Raw genomic sequence first — 16,398 nt, 5'->3', positions numbered from 1 at the left:
TGCGCGGACCCGGCCCGGGGCGGGGCTCAGCCCGCGCTGGTGGCCTTGGCCCGGCTGCGCCGTGCGGTCGTCGGCCGCCCCGCGCCCGCGGTGCCGTTGCCGTTCGACGACGAGGCCCGCCGCCGGACCGGCGTGACCGGGGTGTCGTCCGGGGTGACCAGGTCGCGCAGGAACCGGCCGGTGTGGCTGTCGGGGTGTGCCGCGATCTGCTCCGGCGTCCCCTGGGCCACCACGGTCCCGCCGCCCGAGCCGCCCTCCGGGCCCATGTCGATGACCCAGTCCGAGGTCTTGATGACGTCGAGGTTGTGCTCGATCACGATCACGGTGTTGCCCTTGTCCGCCAGCCCCTGGATGACGGCGAGGAGCTTGCGGATGTCCTCGAAGTGCAGGCCGGTGGTCGGCTCGTCGAGGATGTAGACGGTGCGGCCGTTGCTGCGCTTCTGCAGCTCGCTGGCGAGCTTGACGCGCTGGGCCTCACCGCCGGACAACGTCGGCGCGGGCTGGCCCAGCCGGACGTAGCCGAGGCCGACGTCGACCAGGGTCCGCAGGTAGCGGGCGATCGAGGTGATCGGCTCGAAGAACTCGGCGGCCTCCTCGATCGGCATGTCGAGGACGTCGGCGACGGTCTTGCCCTTGTAGTGGACCTCGAGGGTCTCCCGGTTGTACCGGGCCCCCTTGCAGACCTCACAGGGGACGTAGACGTCCGGCAGGAAGTTCATCTCGATCTTGATCGTGCCGTCGCCGGTGCACGCCTCGCAGCGGCCGCCCTTGACGTTGAAGGAGAAGCGGCCCTCGGCGTAGCCGCGGACCTTCGCCTCGGTGGTCGCGGCGAACAGCTTGCGGACCTTGTCCCACACGCCGGTGTAGGTCGCCGGGTTGGACCGCGGGGTCCGCCCGATCGGCGACTGGTCGACCCGGACGAGCTTGTCGAGCTCGTCGATGCCGTTGATCCGGGTGTGCCGGCCCGGTACCTGGCGGGCGCCGTTGAGCCGGTTCGCGAGCACCGTGGCGAGGATGTCGTTGATCAGCGTCGACTTGCCGGACCCGGACACCCCCGTGATCGACACCAGGCCGCCGAGCGGCACGTCGACGTCGATGCCGCGCAGGTTGTGCTCGCGGGCGCCGACGATGGTAAGCCTGCGGTCGTGGTCGAGCTCGCGGCGCTCGGGCAGCGGGATCGACTTGCGCCCGGACAGGTAGGCGCCGGTCAGCGAGGTGTCGTGCGACTCCAGGTCGGCGATGGTGCCGGAGTGCACGACGCGGCCGCCGTGCTCACCGGCGCCGGGGCCGATGTCGACCGCCCAGTCCGAGGCGCGGATGGTGTCCTCGTCGTGCTCGACGACGATCAGGGTGTTGCCCAGCTCCTTGAGCCGGGTCAGCGTGTCGATCAGGCGCCGGTTGTCGCGCTGGTGCAGCCCGATCGACGGCTCGTCGAGGACGTAGAGGACCCCGACCAGGCCGGAGCCGATCTGGGTGGCCAGCCGGATGCGCTGCGCCTCGCCGCCGGACAGCGTTCCCGCGGCGCGGTCCAGCGACAGGTAGTCCAGCCCGACGTCGAGCAGGAAGCCCAGCCGGGCCTGCACCTCCTTGAGCACCGCGCCGGCGATCATGGCCTGCCGGTCGTCGAGGACCATGCCGTTCAGGAACTGCGAGCACTCGGCGACCGACATGTTCGACACCTGCGCGATCGACCGCTCCCCCAGGTCGCGGTGCGGCAGGGTCACCGACAGCACCTCGGGGCGCAGCCGGGCGCCGTTGCAGGCGGGGCAGGGGATGTCGCGCATGTAGCCCTCGTAGCGCTCCCGCTGCGACTCGGACTCGGTCTGCTCCAGGCGACGCTCGAGGAACGGCATGACGCCCTCGAAGTTCGCGTAGTACGAGCGCTCGCGGCCGTAGCGGTTGCGGTAGCGCACGTGGACCTGGTCGTCACTGCCGTGCAGGACCGCCTTCTGAGCAGCGGCGGGCAGCTTGCGCCAGGGGGTGTCCATCCGGAACCCGACCGCGGTGGCCAGGCCGGACAGCAGCCGGCCGAAGTACTCCGCGTTGTGCCCGGACGACCAGGGCGCGATCGCGCCGTCGCCGAGGGACAGGTCCGGGTCGGGGACGACCAGCTCCGGGTCGACCTCCTTCTTGATGCCGATGCCGGAGCAGGCCGGGCAGGCGCCGTAGGGCGAGTTGAAGGAGAAGGTGCGGGGCTCGAGGTCGTCGACGGCGAGGGTGTGCCCGTTCGGGCAGGCCATCCTCTCGGAGAAGCGGCGCTCGCGCTGCGGGTCGTCGTCGGGCAGGTCCACGAAGTCCAGCACGACCAGGCCGTCGGCCAGCCGCAGCGCGGTCTCCACCGAGTCGGTGAGGCGCTGCTTGGCGGTCGCCTTCACCGAGAGCCGGTCGACGACGACGGAGATGTCGTGCTTCTCCTGCTTCTTCAGCTTCGGGGGGTCCGAGAGCTGGTGGACCGTGCCGTCGACGAGGACGCGGGAGTAGCCCTGGGCCTGCAGGTTCCCGAACAGGTCGACGAACTCGCCCTTGCGGGTGCGCACGACCGGCGCGAGCACCTGGAAGCGGCTGCCCTGCTCCATCTCCAGGACCTGGTCGACGATCTGCTGCGGGGTCTGCTTCTCGATCCGCTCGCCGCAGGTCGGGCAGTGCGGGATGCCGGCGCGGGCGTAGAGCAGCCGCAGGTAGTCGTGGATCTCGGTGATCGTGCCGACCGTCGACCGCGGGTTGCGGTTGGTCGACTTCTGGTCGATCGAGACCGCCGGGGACAGGCCCTCGATGAAGTCGACGTCGGGCTTGTCCATCTGCCCGAGGAACTGGCGCGCGTACGCCGAGAGGGACTCGACGTAGCGCCGCTGGCCCTCGGCGAAGATCGTGTCGAACGCGAGGCTGGACTTGCCGGAGCCGGACAGCCCGGTGAAGACGATCATGCTGTCGCGGGGCAGGTCGATGTCGATGCCCTGCAGGTTGTGTTCGCGCGCGCCACGCACGACCAGCTTCGGCCCTTCCGGGACCGGCGACGCGCCCGGGGACAGGGCGGTGCCGGCGTCGCGGCGGTCGGTGCTGTGGTCGCTCACGTTTCGCGCCTCCTGGGGTGGCGGTGCCGTCCGGGTGATACCCCGTCGTAGCGCCCGCAGGGCTGGGGGACATTCCGCGACCGGGCACCTGTGACCGGTGAGGTTCGTCCCCACGTCCGCCGTCGATGCTAGGTCGACCCACCGACAGCGAGCCCGTCGAGCGGGCCCCGCAGGCGGTCCGGCGCGGTGGATGTACACCGGGACGCGCCGGTCGGTCCGCAGCGCACGGTACTCGCACGTCCGTTCGATCCGTCAGCGGCCCCGTGGGTGCGACCGGCGGGTTCTCCCCACCGCGGGATGTCGGTGCGGGCCGCTACCCTCCCGCTCGTGGACGTCCTGGAGAACTACACCGGTCACACCGACCCGGGCGGCGCGGCCATCCGCCGCGACCTCGAGCGGCTGAGCATCAGCAAGGTCTCGGTCGGCGAGATGGACAACAACGCGTACCTGCTCGTGTGCAAGCAGAGCAACGAGGCGCTGCTGATCGACGCGGCGGCCGAGCCGACCCGCATCGCCGACCTCATCGGCGCCGCCGACGAGCGCCCGGACCTGCGCCACCTGGTCACCACCCACCGCCACGCCGACCACTGGCAGGCGCTCGGCGCGATCGCGGGCATGTTCGAGCCGCGGCTGATCGCCCACCCGCAGGACGCCCCGGAGCTGCCGGCCCCGATGGACGAGTTCGTCGAGCACGGCGACACGATCACCTTCGGCGAGATCGAGCTGGAGGTCATCCACCTGCGCGGGCACACGCCGGGCTCGCTGGCGCTGCTCTACCGCGGGGAGGACCGGCCGCACCTGTTCACCGGGGACAGCCTGTTCCCGGGCGGGCCGGGGAAGACCTGGTCGGCGGAGGACAACGCACAGCTCATCGGCGACCTCGAGGAGCGGGTGTTCGACCGGCTCGACGACGACACCTGGTTCTACCCGGGCCACGGGGACGACTCGACGCTCGGGGCGGAGCGGCCGAGCATCCCGGAGTGGCGCTCGCGGGGCTGGTGACCCTCAGCGCACCGCCGGGCCGCTGCGGGCGTAGCGGCCCGGCGTGACCCCGACCAGCCGCACGAACCGGCGGTGCAGGTGCGCCTGGTCGTGGAACCCCACCGCCGCGGCCGTCGCGGCCGGCGGGGTCCCGTCCAGCAACAGCGACCGCGCCCGTTCGACGCGGCGGGCGTCGAGGTAGCGGTGCGGCGGCAGCCCGAAGCGCCGCGAGAAGGTGCGGACCAGGTGGCCGGGGTGGGCGTGCAGCAGCCGCCCGGCCTCGGCGAGGGTCACCCCGTCGACCAGCCGGGCGTCGAGCAGGTCCCGCAGCCGGCCGGCCAGGTCGTCCGCCGGTGCCGGGCCGGGCCCGGCGGCCGGGTCCAGGTGAAGGGCGAGGCGTTCGGCGACGAGCGCGAGCCTGCTCTCGGCGTGCAACTCCTCCCCCGGCACCACCAGCGCGCGGTGCAGCTCGTCGAGCCTGCGGCGCAGGACGGGGTCGGCCACGCCCGGCCGGTCGACCGCGGGGCCGACCAGACCGCCCGTCCCGGACGCCCCCGGGTCGAGCGCGGCGGGGTCGAGGTAGAGGACCCGCTTGCGGAAGCCGGAGCCGCCCGCCGCGCGTCCGTCGTGCGCGACCCCGGGCGGCAACAGCGTCACCGGGGCCTCCTCGGTCCCGTGCGGACGGCGGTCCAGGTCGTAGCGGACGGCGCCGTCGTCGACGATCAGGACGGTCCACGTGGAGTGCGCGTGCAGCGGGTACCGGTGCCGGACGAAGCGGGCGTGCAGCACCTCGGCGATGCCCGGCACGCGCTGCGGCCGCCAGGCGGTGACGGCCTCGCCCGGCGCCCGCGGCCCGGCCCCGTTCATGTGAGGAACGTACAAGAGTGCGGGGGCCCGGCCGTCGAGGATCGACGACGTGACCATCTCCGCCCCGCTCCCCTCCTCCCCCGCACGCCCCGCCACCAAGATCGCCGTCGTGCTGCGTGACGACCTGCTCGGCTGGCAGGTCGCGAACGTGACCGCGTTCCTCGCCGCCGGGGTCGCGGCCGGTGTCCCCGAGCTGATCGGCGAGCCCTACGCCGACGCCGACGGCACCGCCTACCTGCCGACGCTCGGCCTGCCGGTGCTCGTGCGCGCCGGGGACGCGACGACGCTCGCGGCCTGCCGGGCCCGGGCGGTCGGCCGCGGGCTGCCGGTGGCGGTGTTCACCGCGGCGATGTTCTCCACCGGCAACGACCACGACAACCGTGCGGTGGTCGCCGCGGCCCGGGCCGAGGAGCTCGACCTGGTCGGGGTGGCGCTGCACGGGCCGCGCAACGCCGTCGACAAGATCCTCAAGGGGACGACGACCCATCCGTGACGGCCGGCGGGGCCAGCCCGGCGTCGTCGAACAGCTCCCGCCAGCGCGCCGCCGGGAGCCGGTCCAGCGGGCGGTCCGCGGACGCCCACGCCTCGGCGACGGCGCCGGGCAGCAGGTCCGCGCCGACCAGCCCGGCGTCGGTGAGTTCGGCGAGCAGCTGCGGCAGGCGGTGCCCGCCGACCCGGGCGACGGCGGCGTCCCAGTCGGCCCGGGTGAGCGGGCGGTCGCGGTCGAGCAGCGCGTTGACGGTGATCTCGTAGAGGGCCTGGCTCACGCGGTCAGGATGCCCCCTCAGCCCAGCTCCTCCAGCGCGAGTCCGGTGGAGCGCGGGCCGAGCAGGCCGACGTCGAGGCACAGCAGCACGATGAGCCCCGCCGCGCCGCCGAACACCGCGACCGGTCCGGCCGTGGCCAGCAGCGGGACGGCGATGAACGGGAGGAACGCCGACGTCGCCCGGGACAGCGAGTAGGCGATCCCGCCGGCGGTGGAGCGGATCGTCGTCGGGAAGATCTCGGCCTGGTAGATGTGGAACGCGTTGGAGAACACGTTGCTCACCGCGGTCAGCAGGAACCCGGAGCCGACGATCACCAGCGGTGTCGACCCGGCCGCGAACACGATGCCGAGCACGCCGATCGCGAGCGCCGAGGCGATGATCAGCCACTTCCGCTCGAACCGTTCGACCAGCGGGACCGAGGCGAGCGAGCCCAGCGGGTACCCGGCGAAGCTGAGCGCGGCGTAGCCGAGCGACTCGGTGATGTCGAAGCCCTTGGCCACCAGGACCAGCGGCGCGAGCGTGCCGAAACCGTAGTAGGCGACGGTCTGGAGCACCTGGAAGATCAGGAGCATCACCGTGCGGGTGCGGTAGACCCCGCTGAACGCGGTCCGCAGCACCGCCAGGGTCGAGCCGGCGCGCGGCTCCCCGGAGTCGGCCGTCGACACCTCCCCGTCGACCGGGGCGCCGGCCCGCCGGGCCACGTCCGCCGCGACGGCGGCGGCCTCCTCGCGCCGCCCGTGGGTGACCAGCCAGCGGGGGGACTCGGGCAGCACGCGGCGCAGCACCAGCACGAAGAACGCGCCCAGGCCCCCGGCGACGAGGAGCCAGCGCCAGCCGTCGACGCCCGCGATCGACTGCGCCGCGACGAGCCGGCCGCCGAGCAGCGCGGCCACCGGCACCCCGAGGAAGCCGACGGTGTACGCCCACGCCGTCCAGCGGCCGCGCACCCGCCGGGGCAGGAACTCCGCCAGGTAGGTGTCGACGAGCACCAGCTCGGCGCCCAGCCCGAGGCCGGCGAGGAAGCGCAGGACGAGGAACGTCTCCAGGTTCGGGGAGAACGCCGCCGCCACCGAGAACAGCGAGTAGGTCAGCAGGTTCAGCAGGAACACGGTGCGCCTGCCGAACCGGTCGGCCGCGATCGACAGCAGGACCGCGCCGACGAACATCCCGAGGAAGCCCGACGACACCACCGCCGCCTTGCCGATCGAGCCGAGCGCCCACTGGCGGGCCAGGATCGGGGCGAGCACGCCGCCGAGGAACACCTCGTACAGGTCGAAGAACGACCCGATCCCCACGAGGACGACGAGTCGCCGGTGCCATCCCGACAGCGGCAGCGACTCCAGCACCGCCGCGGGTCCGCTCGTGGCCGTCGTGGGCCGTGCCTCGGTCATCGCCGCCTCCCTCGCCGTCGTTGGCGTTGCTCACCATTGCACATCGCAACGATGTCGTGCGGTGACCGGTACGGGACGGGCGGCGTCCGGCAGGACCGCCGGGAGGGGCGCGACGGACGGTCGTCGTGCACGGACGGTCACCGTTACGAGGCGACCGGCCGCCGTTACTGCTCCGAACGGCCGCTGTCCGGGGGCGGTCGGCCCGCTTAGCGTCCCGGACCGATGAGCGCTCCCCACGCCGACGACCGCACCCCCGCGCGCCCGGAGGGCCGCCGCAACGGGCATCCGACGACGCTGCTGACCGGCGCCGCGCCCACCGACGGCGACCCGGCCCCCGGCACCGCCGCACCCGCGCCCGGCACGCCCGGCCCGGTCCCCGCCCCGCGCGCCGGGGACGGGACCGCCGACCCCGCCGGGACGCCGCCGGAGCCCGCACCGGAGCCCACCGAGCTGACCGGACCGGTGGACGTCCGGAACCGGCCGGGCCCGCGGACCCCGCCGATGCCCTGGCCCGCCGTGCCCGCCGAGGAGCGGCCGGTGGGCGGGGTCCCCGCAAAGCGGACCGGCCCCGGCGGGGCCGGGAGCGACCGGACCGGCGGAACCCCGGGCGGCGGTCGACCGGGCCAAGCCCCGTCCGCGGACCCGACCGGCGCCCCGGCCGGCAGCGGAGAGATGCCGGCCGTCGCACCACACGCGGCTCCCGGCGCCGGACCGCGGGCGGTGCCGGACACGGGCCCGAACCGCGGACGTGCCGCGGGCCCGGGCTCGGCACCGACCGCGGGGGCCTCGGCCGGACAGCACGCGGCGCCGGGCGGGTGGTCCGCCGCGCACCCCGGGGCCCGCCCGGTCGCCGGTCCGCACGCACCGTGGGCCGCGGTGCCGACGCCCGGCCGCGCCCCCTTCCCCACCGCGCCCTGGGCGGCACCGGTGCCGGGCGGTCCGGTCCGGGGCGGCCCGCGCGCCGCCGCGCCCGTGCCGGTCGTGTACCCGCCCGGCCACGCCGCGTCCGGGACCCCCGCCGGCCGCTGGGACGCCCTGCGCGACCGGCTGTCCGCGGCCCGGCTCCCCGACGGCGGGCTGCGTGGCGCCGTCCCGCACCGGGCCGCGGCGATCGCCGTGGCCGCGACGCTCGTGCTGGCCGCGGCGGTGGTCGTCGCCGCCTACGTGGGATCCGAGCGCACCGGCGACCCCGGCGCACCGCAGGGGTCCGGCACCGGTGCCGCACCGGTGGCGGCCCCGGCGGACCTGGTCGCGGGCACCACCGCGGCCGACCCGGCCGCGTTCGGGTCACCCGCGTCGTTCACCTCCCCGACCGGCAACATCTCCTGCCGCATCACCGGCGGCGCCGGGGACGGCGCCGTCCGCTGCGACGTCACCGCCCGCACCTGGTCGGCGGGTGACTGCCCGGACGCGGCGCTGGTCACCGGCGGGCCGGCGGGTGCCCGCACCGAGTGCGGCGGCGCGCCCGTCGGCTCCGGTGCGGCGGTGCTCGACTACGGCACCCACCTCACCGAGGGCGACGTCACCTGCGTGAGCTCCCGGACCGGCGTCGAGTGCCGCGACGCCCGTACCGGCGCCGGGTTCACCGCGGCCCGGGCGGCGTTCCGGCTCTACTGAGCCGCCCGCTAGCGTCACCGGCCGTGAGCACCGCCGACCCGTCCGTTGTCGTCGAGATCTTCACCGACGGTGCCTGCGTCCCGAACCCGGGACCGGGCGGGTGGGGTGCGGTGCTGCGGTACGGCAGCCACGAGCGCGAGCTGCACGGCGGCGAGCCGGAGCGCACGACGAACAACCGGATGGAGCTGACCGCCCCGATCCGCGCGCTGGACGCGCTGACCCGGCGCAGCGTCGTCCACCTGCACACCGACAGCACCTACGTGCGCAACGGCATCACCCAGTGGCTGCCGCGCTGGCAGGCCCGCGGCTGGCGGACCGCCGCCGGGGAGCCGGTCAAGAACGACGACCTGTGGCGCGAGCTCGACGCCGCCGTCCGCCGCCACGACGTCACCTGGTTCTGGGTGAAGGGGCACGCCGGGCACCCGGAGAACGAGCGCGCCGACCGGCTCGCCGCCCGCGGCTGCGAGGAGGCGGGCGGACGCGCGTCCGGGAAGCGGCCGTCCCGCACGCGGTGACGCCGGGGAGATAGCGTCGGCCGCGTGGCCGACTCGTTCCCCCGCCTGCACGCCCGCACCCGCCGCTTCACCCTCGGGGTCCCCCGCGGGTTCACCGTCGCCCCGGACGGGTCGCGGGCGGTGTTCCTGCGCAGCCGGTCCGGCACCGACCCGGTCACCTGCCTGTGGTCGGTCGACGCCGCGACCGGTGCCGAGCGGCTGCTCGTGGACCCGGCGTCGGTGCCCGGGCTGCCCGGCGAGGAGGACCTGCCCGCCGCGGAGCGGGCCCGGCGCGAGCGGGTCCGGGAGCAGGCTGGCGGCGTCGTCGGGTACACCACCGACGCCGCGGTCACCCGCGCCGTGTTCGCGCTGTCCGGGCGGCCGTTCACCGTCGCGCTGACCGGGGAGCCGGACGTGCGCCCGCTCGACGTCGGCGGGATCGAGGCCGTGGTGGACCCGCGGATCGACCCGAACGGGGCCCGGGTGGCCTTCGTCGCCGAGGGCGCGCTGCACCTGCACGACCTCACGACCGGCACGACGACGGCCGTGCTCACCCCCGACGGCGACGACGTCTCCTGGGGCCTTCCCGACTTCGCCGCGGCCGAGGAGATGGACCGCCACCGCGGGTTCTGGTGGTCCCCCGACGGCGGCGCGCTGCTCGTCGCCCGGGTCGACGAGTCGCCGGTCGCGCGCTGGCACATCGCCGACCCGGCGCACCCCGACCGCGTCCCGGCCACGGTCCGCTACCCCGCCGCCGGCACCCCGAACGCCCGGGTGGGGCTGGTCGTCGTCGCGCTCGACGGCAGCCGCACCCCCGTGACCTGGGACGACGAGACCTACGAGTACCTCGCCACCGCGGGCTGGGACGCACACGGCCCGCTGCTGTCGGTCCAGCCGCGCGACCAGCGCGAGGTCCGCACCCTGGCCGTCGACCCCGCGACCGGGGAGACCACCACGCTGCACTCCCAGACCGACCCGGTGTGGGTGGAGAACGTGCCGGGCGTCCCGGCGCGCACCGCGTCCGGGGCCCTGGTGCGCGCCGAGGACTCCGGCGGGGCGCGCCGGCTCGTCGTCGGCGACACCTACCTGACCGGCCCGGAGCTGCAGGTGCGCGGGGTCGTCGGCATCGACGGCGAGACCGTCCTGTTCCGCGCCTCGACGGAGCCGACCTCGGTGGCCGTCTGGTCGGTGACCCCGGGGTCCGAGCCGGTCGCGGTGACGCCGACGACCGGGGTGCACGCCGTCGCCGCGGCGGGGGGCACCACCGTGCGCGTGTCCCAGGACCTCGCGACGGCGCCGCACGCCGTGCTCGTCACCGCCGCCGGGGCCGAGCACCCGGTCGCCGGGCACGCCGTCGACCCCGGATTCGACCCGGCCCCGGTGCTGCACTCCTTCGGTGAGCGGGAGCTGCGCACCGCGGTGTTCCTGCCGTCCGGCCACGTGCCCGGGACCCCGCTGCCGGTGCTGCTCGACCCCTACGGCGGCCCGCACTCCCAGCGGGTGCTGCAGGCCCGCAACGCGCACCTGACCAGCCGCTGGTTCGCCGAGCAGGGTTTCGCCGTGCTGGTCACCGACGGTCGTGGCTCCCCCGGCCGCGGCCCGGAGTTCGACCGCGCGATCCACGGCGACCTGGCGGGCCCGGTGCTGGAGGACCAGGTCGCGGCCCTGCACGCGGCCGCGGAGGCCTACCCCGACCTGGACCTGGGGCGGGTCGGGATCCGCGGCTGGTCGTTCGGCGGGTACCTGTCCGCGCTGGCGGTGCTGCGCCGGCCCGACGTCTTCCACGCGGGCATCGCCGGCGCGCCGGTCACCGACTGGACGCTCTACGACACCCACTACACCGAGCGCTACCTCGGGATGCCGGGCGGCGAGCCCTACACCCGCTCGTCGATCATCGACGACGCCGCGACCCCGCCGACCGCGGACCGGCCGCACCGCCCGCTGATGGTCGTGCACGGTCTCGCCGACGACAACGTCGTCGCCGCGCACACCCTGCGGCTATCCTCGGCGCTGCTCGCGGCCGGGCGTGCCCACCAGGTGCTGCCGCTGTCCGGCGTCACCCACATGACGCCGCAGGAGGTCGTCGCCGAGAACCTGCTGCTCCTGCAGGTCGGGTTCCTCCGGGACGCGCTCGGCGCCTGAGCGCGAACACGTGTTTCACCGATTCCGACGATCACCGGCGCCGGCCGGACCTGATCTCCGGACACCGCGTCGTCGCAGGTGAGGGCGCCACGCGTCCGTCCGTGACCGGACGCGCGGCGGTCCCCGGTGCCCGCGACGGGACTCCGGGCCCGCTTGCGACCCCGCTCACACTGTGGCTCCCTGGGCCGGAGGGACACCTCCGCCGGACCCGGTCACGGGCGACCGGCGGGCGTGGGCGACGACGCCGTGGGGAGCAGCATGACGATGTCCGACCAGGCCACGCGGTCCCTGTGGATCTGCGAGCCGTGCGGCTTCGTCTACGACCCGGAGGAGGGCGACCCGGACGGCGGCATCGAGCCGGGCACCCCCTTCGAGGACATCCCCGACGATTGGATGTGCCCGATCTGCGGCGCCGCCAAGTCGGACTTCCGCCCGTTGGAGCCGGGAGAACAGTTCCCGGGGTGAGGACACCGAGACCATGGTCATGATCGCCGGATACGACCATTTCGTCCAGCTGGCCGAGTCGCTGCAGTGGGACGAGACCGACCTCGACCTGGGCCCGGACCGCGACGCGTGGACCCGGCTCGCGCCGGACGAGGCGGCGACCGTGCGCGGGCTGGTCGCCGGCTTCTGCATCGCCGAGGCCTCGGTCGCCGGGCAGCTCGGCTCGTACCAGGCGGCGGCGCTCGACGACACCATGCAGGCCGCGTTCCGCGCCCAGGCCCGCGACGAGGCGCGGCACGCCCGGTTCTTCGACCTGGTCGCCGCGCAGGTGCTGGGCGTCCCCGGCGACACCCCGGCCGACCGGCTGGACGTGCTGCGACGCGAGGTGAGCTCCGAGCTCGTCGACCTGTTCGAGCACCGGCTGCCGGCGACCGCCCGCGGGCTCGCCGAGGACCACACCGGACTGACCGGGGCGGTCGGGCTCTACCACATGGTCATCGAGGGTGTGGTGCTGCTGGCCGGGCAGCACGCGATGCTCCAGACCCTGGACCGGCTGTCCGTCCCGCTGCCGGGCGTGCACCGCGGGACCGAGCTGGTCCTGCGCGACGAGCGCTGGCACATCGGCTTCGGCTCGCGGGTCGTGCAGAGCGCCGAGCTGGGCGGCGAGGAGGCCGACGCGCTGCTCGAACAGGGCGAGACCGCGTCGAAGGTCTGGGGCGGGCTCATCACCCCCGAGGCCATCGCGCTCGCGGTGAAGCAGCACCGCCGTCGGCTGAAGGCGGCGGGCATCAAGTTCTGGTGACACCCCCACGCCGGTCGTCGCCCTTTCGGGAAACATGTGTTTCATTCCTCCGGGCCGGCCGCGTGACCTGCACGGAATGGGCGCGGACGGTTCCGCGGGCGAGGACCGCGGGTGTCCACACCGGAGCCCGCGGCGCCGTCCCGGGTGCGGCGCCGCACGTCACGGCGGGGACGGCCGCCCCGGCCCCCGCGACGGTGCTTGTCGCCGCACCGACGTCACCGATCTCCGGCGGCCACGATTTCCGGGGCGCCCGCCCGCATTTTCCCAGCATTTTCCCGACGCCCCACGGGGCGGTCCGCAGATTGTTCCCACTGTTTCCGGGCAATCGATTCCGGGCCGCGAGGCCGACACCGCGTAGCCGGTCCTGACCTGCGGGAAGATCGTCCGAGCCGAGCCCGTGACGCTCGTCGGAGATCATTCCGCATTCGAACTCGCGCGTTCATGATCGTCGGCGCAGAATCGGATGGACGCGCGGGGTTGACGCTTACCACCGTGCGATGTGAAGGTGATCACGTACCCACCGACGAATTGCGCTCGGGAGGAAAGTGTCAATGACGACCACCGACAACGAACGCGCCGAACAGCTGGAAGCCGCAGGTCTCGGCGGGCAGAACCGGCTCGCACTCGGCCGGCTGCTCGGCAGCGGGACCATCGGCTACGCCGAGGAGGGACCCGACGGCGTACTCCGCGCGACGATCCGGATCCCCGAGGACGAGATCTGCTACGAGCCCGGGGTCCTCATCCTCCCGCACGGCGGCGACATCGAGCTGACGCTCATCAACGACGACAAGAACACCCACTGCGCGGTGCTGCCCAGCAACGGCGACCCGAAGTTCATCTGGCTGGTGAACCACTCCAAGGGCACCGCCAAGATCAACCTCGACGGGCCGGGAACGTACTACTACGGCTCCGCGAGCGGCAACGACGAGGGCCGCGGTCTCACCGGGTCGATCGTCATCGGGGGCGAGGTACCCGACCACGCCAAGCTCGACCGTCCCCCGCAGCCGCGACCGTAGGAAGGATCCCGAGATGACCGACTACGTCGACGCGGGTGAAGCGATCCCGCACGTGCAGCTGACCAACGTCCGGGGCGAGGCCCCGGCCACGTCCACCGTGGACTACGACCGCATCCGCGGCGCACGCTCCGAGCCGCAGAACTGGCTGACCTACTACGGCACCTACGACGGACAGCGCTACAGCGAGCTCGACCAGATCAACAAGGACTCGATCCGCCGGTTGTCCCCCGCCTGGGTCTTCCAGGCCGGGGCCGTCGGCATGCAGTCCGGTGCGTCCACCTACTCGTTCGAGGCGTCACCGATCATCATCGAGGGCGTCATGTACGTCTCCGGTCCCGACGGCCGCGCCTGGGCGATCGACGCGAAGACCGGCGAGGAGCTGTGGCGGTACAAGCACGCCTCGCCCTACGACGTGTCGCTGTGCTGCGGCAACGTCAACCGCGGCCTCGCCGTCGGGCACGGCAAGGTGTACATGTACACCCTCAACGCGCACATCGTCGCGCTCGACGCGACGACCGGGAAGATGGTGTGGGACACCGTCAACGGTGACGTACGCGCCGGGGAGAGCGGCTCGGTCGCGCCGCTGATCGTCAAGGACCTGGTGATCGTCGGCAGCGCCGGCGGGGAGTTCGGCGTCCGCGGCCACCTCGACGCGTTCGACGCGGAGACCGGTGAGCGGCGCTGGCGCTGCTACACCGTCCCGAAGCCGGGCGAGCCCGGCTCGGAGACCTGGCCCGACGACGGCGAGGCCTGGCAGCGCGGCGGCGCGAACTGCTGGGTGACGCCCACCTACGACCCGGAGCTGGAGCTGCTGTTCCAGGGCACCGGCAACCCGGCGCCGGACTTCGACGGCGACATCCGCCCCGGCGACAACCTCTACACCGACTCGACGATCGCGGTGGACGTCAACACCGGCGAGATCAAGTGGCACTACCAGTTCACCCCGCACGACCTGTGGGACTACGACTCCACGATGGAGAACGTCCTGTTCGACGCGCCGGACGGGCGCAAGCTGCTCGCCCACGCGGACAAGAACGGCTACTTCTTCGTGCTCGACCGGACCAACGGCGAGCTCGTGCGGGTGTTCCCGTTCGTCGACCGGATCACCTGGGGCGAGATCACGCCCGACGGCAAGGTGACGCCGAAGATCTACCCCGACGAGGAGGGCGTCCCGGTGCACTTCTGGCCGGGCCCGGCGGGTGGCAAGGAATGGACACACATGTCCTACAACCCGCAGACCGGGTTGATGTACGTGCCCGTCCAGGAGGTCGGGGCGACCGCCACCCGGCGTCGCCGTGAGTTCAAGGAGTCCATCCCCTACTGGGGCGCCGGCGTCGCCGTCGACATCGAGGACTTCTACGGGTTCGTCGCCGCGATCGACCCGCTCACCGGCGAGGAGAAGTGGCGCTGGAACAACGAGTACCCGATGTGCGCCTCGACGCTGACCACCGCGGGCGGCCTGGTCTTCCAGGGCACCCCGACCGGTGAGTTCGTCGCGCTCGACGCCTCGACCGGGGAGAAGCTCTGGTCGTTCCAGTGCGGCAGCGGGCACCACTCCAGCCCGACCACCTTCGAGGTCGACGGCAGGCAGTTCATCGCCGTGCCGACCGGGTGGGGCGGCTGGGTCGAGGGGTTCCTGCCGGGCCTGCTCGGTGCGGCCGCGGGCGACGCGTTGTTCTGCTTCGCGTTGCCCGAGCAGTAGATCCGGCCGACCCCGGGGACCCGAGACGCTGTGAGAAGGGAGGTGATCGCATGGAGTCGACCACCGAGTGGGAGGCGCCGGAGTTCGAGGAGATCGGCTGCGCGCCCGAGGTGACGATGTACATCGCCCGGACCGAGGCGTGAGGTGACCGACGGCCGGGGGCGCGCGAGCAGCGCGCCCCCGGCCGTCGCCGTGCAACGAGGGGGTGCCATGAGGATCCGGGTCCTCGGATCGGCGGCGGGCGGCGGCTTCCCGCAGTGGAACTGCGGCTGTCCGGGCTGCCGGGCGGTGCGCGACGGGTCGCGACCGGCGACACCGCGCACCCAGTCCTCGATCGCCGTCTCCCCCGACGGGCGGCGGTGGTGGCTGGTCAACGCCTCCCCCGACGTCCGCACCCAGCTCGCCGACGCACCCGCGCTGCACCCGACCGGCGACCGGACGACCCCGCTGCAGGGCGTGCTGCTCACCGACGCCGAGATCGACCACACCCTGGGGCTGGTGCTGCTGCGCGAGGGCCGCGGGGTGTCGCTGCACGCGACCGCGGCGACCGAGCGGACCCTGCGCGAGGGATCCGGGCTGCTGCCCACCCTGGAGCGGTTCTGCCCGGTGACCTGGGCCGAGGTCGTCCCCGGCACCGCCCACGACCTGGGTGGGCTCACCTACCGCGCGTTCGACGCGCCCACCGGCAAGCACGACCGGTTCGGCACCGCCGAGGGCCTGCCCGGCCGCGTCGTCGGGTACCGGTTCACCGACACCGCGTCCGGCCGGTACGCGGTGTACCTGCCCGGCGTGCAGGAGCTGACCCCCGCCGTGCAGGACGAGATCGACGGCGCCGACCTGCTGCTCGTCGACGGCACGACCTGGCACGACGACGAGCTGGTGCGGCTCGGGCTGGCCCGCAAGACCGCGCACGACATGGGACACCTGCACGTCGGCGGCCGCGGTGGCAGCCTGGAGGTGCTCACCGCCCTCGGTGTGCCCCGGATCGTCTACGTGCACGTCAACAACACCAACCCCGTCCTGCTGGAGGACTCCGCCGAACGCGCCGCGGTCGAGGCCGCCGGGGTCGTCGTCGGGTTCGACGGACTGGAACTGGAGGTCTGA

15 protein-coding genes are annotated in these 16,398 nt (G+C 74.0%); 11 read left to right on the top strand and 4 right to left on the bottom strand.

The genetic code is table 11. The annotated features are described in order from the left end of the window. Positions 1–26 precede the first annotated feature (26 nt). Positions 27–3,029 (bottom strand): excinuclease ABC subunit UvrA, encoded by a 3,003-nt coding sequence (gene uvrA / locus KPL57_RS45190; protein WP_226356722.1) that lies wholly within the window; start codon positions 3,027–3,029, stop codon positions 27–29. A 369-nt stretch (positions 3,030–3,398) separates the two neighbouring features. On the opposite strand from uvrA, the gene KPL57_RS45185 reads away from it, so the two are divergent. After that, a complete protein-coding gene (locus tag KPL57_RS45185; RefSeq protein WP_062404714.1) occupies positions 3,399–4,073 on the top strand; it encodes an MBL fold metallo-hydrolase in 675 nt (224 codons plus the stop codon). Positions 4,074–4,076: 3 nt separating this feature from the next. Here KPL57_RS45185 and KPL57_RS45180 read toward each other — a convergent pair whose 3' ends face one another. Next, on the bottom strand, positions 4,077–4,919 hold the full coding sequence (locus KPL57_RS45180; protein WP_226356501.1) for an AraC family transcriptional regulator: 843 nt from the start codon (positions 4,917–4,919) through the stop codon (positions 4,077–4,079). Positions 4,920–4,968: 49 nt separating this feature from the next. Between KPL57_RS45180 and KPL57_RS45175 the strand changes: the two genes are divergently transcribed. Continuing rightward, the gene (locus KPL57_RS45175) at positions 4,969–5,412 is read left to right on the top strand and encodes a DUF2000 domain-containing protein (protein WP_226356500.1); all 444 of its coding nucleotides are present in this window, start codon (positions 4,969–4,971) and stop codon (positions 5,410–5,412) included. Here KPL57_RS45175 and KPL57_RS45170 read toward each other — a convergent pair. Together KPL57_RS45170 and KPL57_RS45165 are read right to left on the bottom strand one after the other, a co-directional pair. Further along, positions 5,387–5,686, bottom strand: a complete 300-nt coding sequence (locus KPL57_RS45170; protein WP_226356499.1) for a hypothetical protein — start codon at positions 5,684–5,686, stop codon at positions 5,387–5,389. The genes KPL57_RS45175 and KPL57_RS45170 overlap by 26 nt on opposite strands. Before the next feature lie 17 nt (positions 5,687–5,703). After that, a complete protein-coding gene (locus KPL57_RS45165) occupies positions 5,704–7,077 on the bottom strand; it encodes an MFS transporter (protein WP_226356498.1) in 1,374 nt (457 codons plus the stop codon). A 222-nt stretch (positions 7,078–7,299) separates the two neighbouring features. Here KPL57_RS45165 and KPL57_RS45160 point away from each other — a divergent pair, with 222 nt between their 5' ends. The 9 genes from KPL57_RS45160 (at position 7,300) to pqqB (ending at position 16,398) form a co-directional block, all read left to right on the top strand. Continuing rightward, positions 7,300–8,694, top strand: coding sequence for a hypothetical protein (locus KPL57_RS45160; protein WP_226356497.1), 1,395 nt, complete (start codon positions 7,300–7,302; stop codon positions 8,692–8,694). 23 nt (positions 8,695–8,717) lie between these two features. Continuing rightward, positions 8,718–9,209: a ribonuclease HI gene (gene rnhA / locus KPL57_RS45155; RefSeq protein ID WP_226356496.1), complete on the top strand. Its 492-nt coding sequence runs from the start codon at positions 8,718–8,720 to the stop codon at positions 9,207–9,209. A gap of 24 nt (positions 9,210–9,233) precedes the next feature. Continuing rightward, a complete protein-coding gene (locus tag KPL57_RS45150; RefSeq protein ID WP_226356495.1) occupies positions 9,234–11,330 on the top strand; it encodes a prolyl oligopeptidase family serine peptidase in 2,097 nt (698 codons plus the stop codon). 258 nt (positions 11,331–11,588) lie between these two features. Next, positions 11,589–11,795, top strand: a complete 207-nt coding sequence (rd, locus tag KPL57_RS45145; RefSeq protein ID WP_337829806.1) for a rubredoxin — start codon at positions 11,589–11,591, stop codon at positions 11,793–11,795. Positions 11,796–11,814: 19 nt separating this feature from the next. Next, positions 11,815–12,576: a ribonucleotide-diphosphate reductase subunit beta gene (locus KPL57_RS45140; RefSeq protein WP_226356494.1), complete on the top strand. Its 762-nt coding sequence runs from the start codon at positions 11,815–11,817 to the stop codon at positions 12,574–12,576. A gap of 551 nt (positions 12,577–13,127) precedes the next feature. Next, positions 13,128–13,592, top strand: coding sequence for an MSMEG_3727 family PQQ-associated protein (locus KPL57_RS45135; RefSeq protein WP_226356493.1), 465 nt, complete (start codon positions 13,128–13,130; stop codon positions 13,590–13,592). 13 nt (positions 13,593–13,605) lie between these two features. Further along, entirely contained in the window at positions 13,606–15,294 is a 1,689-nt protein-coding gene (locus KPL57_RS45130) for a PQQ-dependent dehydrogenase, methanol/ethanol family (RefSeq protein ID WP_226356492.1), read from the top strand. Positions 15,295–15,344: 50 nt separating this feature from the next. Beyond that, on the top strand, positions 15,345–15,437 hold the full coding sequence (pqqA, locus tag KPL57_RS45125) for a pyrroloquinoline quinone precursor peptide PqqA (protein WP_060712366.1): 93 nt from the start codon (positions 15,345–15,347) through the stop codon (positions 15,435–15,437). Between the two features lie 67 nt (positions 15,438–15,504). Further along, positions 15,505–16,398 (top strand): pyrroloquinoline quinone biosynthesis protein PqqB, encoded by an 894-nt coding sequence (gene pqqB / locus KPL57_RS45120; protein WP_226356491.1) that lies wholly within the window; start codon positions 15,505–15,507, stop codon positions 16,396–16,398.

The sequence above is a fragment of the Pseudonocardia sp. ICBG601 genome, from assembly GCF_020496245.1.
The sequence above is the reverse complement of the archived record's forward strand: the minus strand, read 5'-3'. Positions and strand labels throughout refer to the sequence as shown.

Coding starts and splice junctions, on each gene's coding strand:
- KPL57_RS45180 (WP_226356501.1), bottom strand. CDS start 4,919: ATGAACGGGGCCGGGCCGCGGGCGCCGGGCGAGGCCGTCACCGCCTGG.
- KPL57_RS45165 (WP_226356498.1), bottom strand. CDS start 7,077: ATGACCGAGGCACGGCCCACGACGGCCACGAGCGGACCCGCGGCGGTG.
- KPL57_RS45160 (WP_226356497.1), top strand. CDS start 7,300: ATGAGCGCTCCCCACGCCGACGACCGCACCCCCGCGCGCCCGGAGGGC.
- rd (WP_337829806.1), top strand. CDS start 11,589: ATGACGATGTCCGACCAGGCCACGCGGTCCCTGTGGATCTGCGAGCCG.
- KPL57_RS45140 (WP_226356494.1), top strand. CDS start 11,815: ATGATCGCCGGATACGACCATTTCGTCCAGCTGGCCGAGTCGCTGCAG.
- KPL57_RS45135 (WP_226356493.1), top strand. CDS start 13,128: ATGACGACCACCGACAACGAACGCGCCGAACAGCTGGAAGCCGCAGGT.
- KPL57_RS45130 (WP_226356492.1), top strand. CDS start 13,606: ATGACCGACTACGTCGACGCGGGTGAAGCGATCCCGCACGTGCAGCTG.
- pqqA (WP_060712366.1), top strand. CDS start 15,345: ATGGAGTCGACCACCGAGTGGGAGGCGCCGGAGTTCGAGGAGATCGGC.
- pqqB (WP_226356491.1), top strand. CDS start 15,505: ATGAGGATCCGGGTCCTCGGATCGGCGGCGGGCGGCGGCTTCCCGCAG.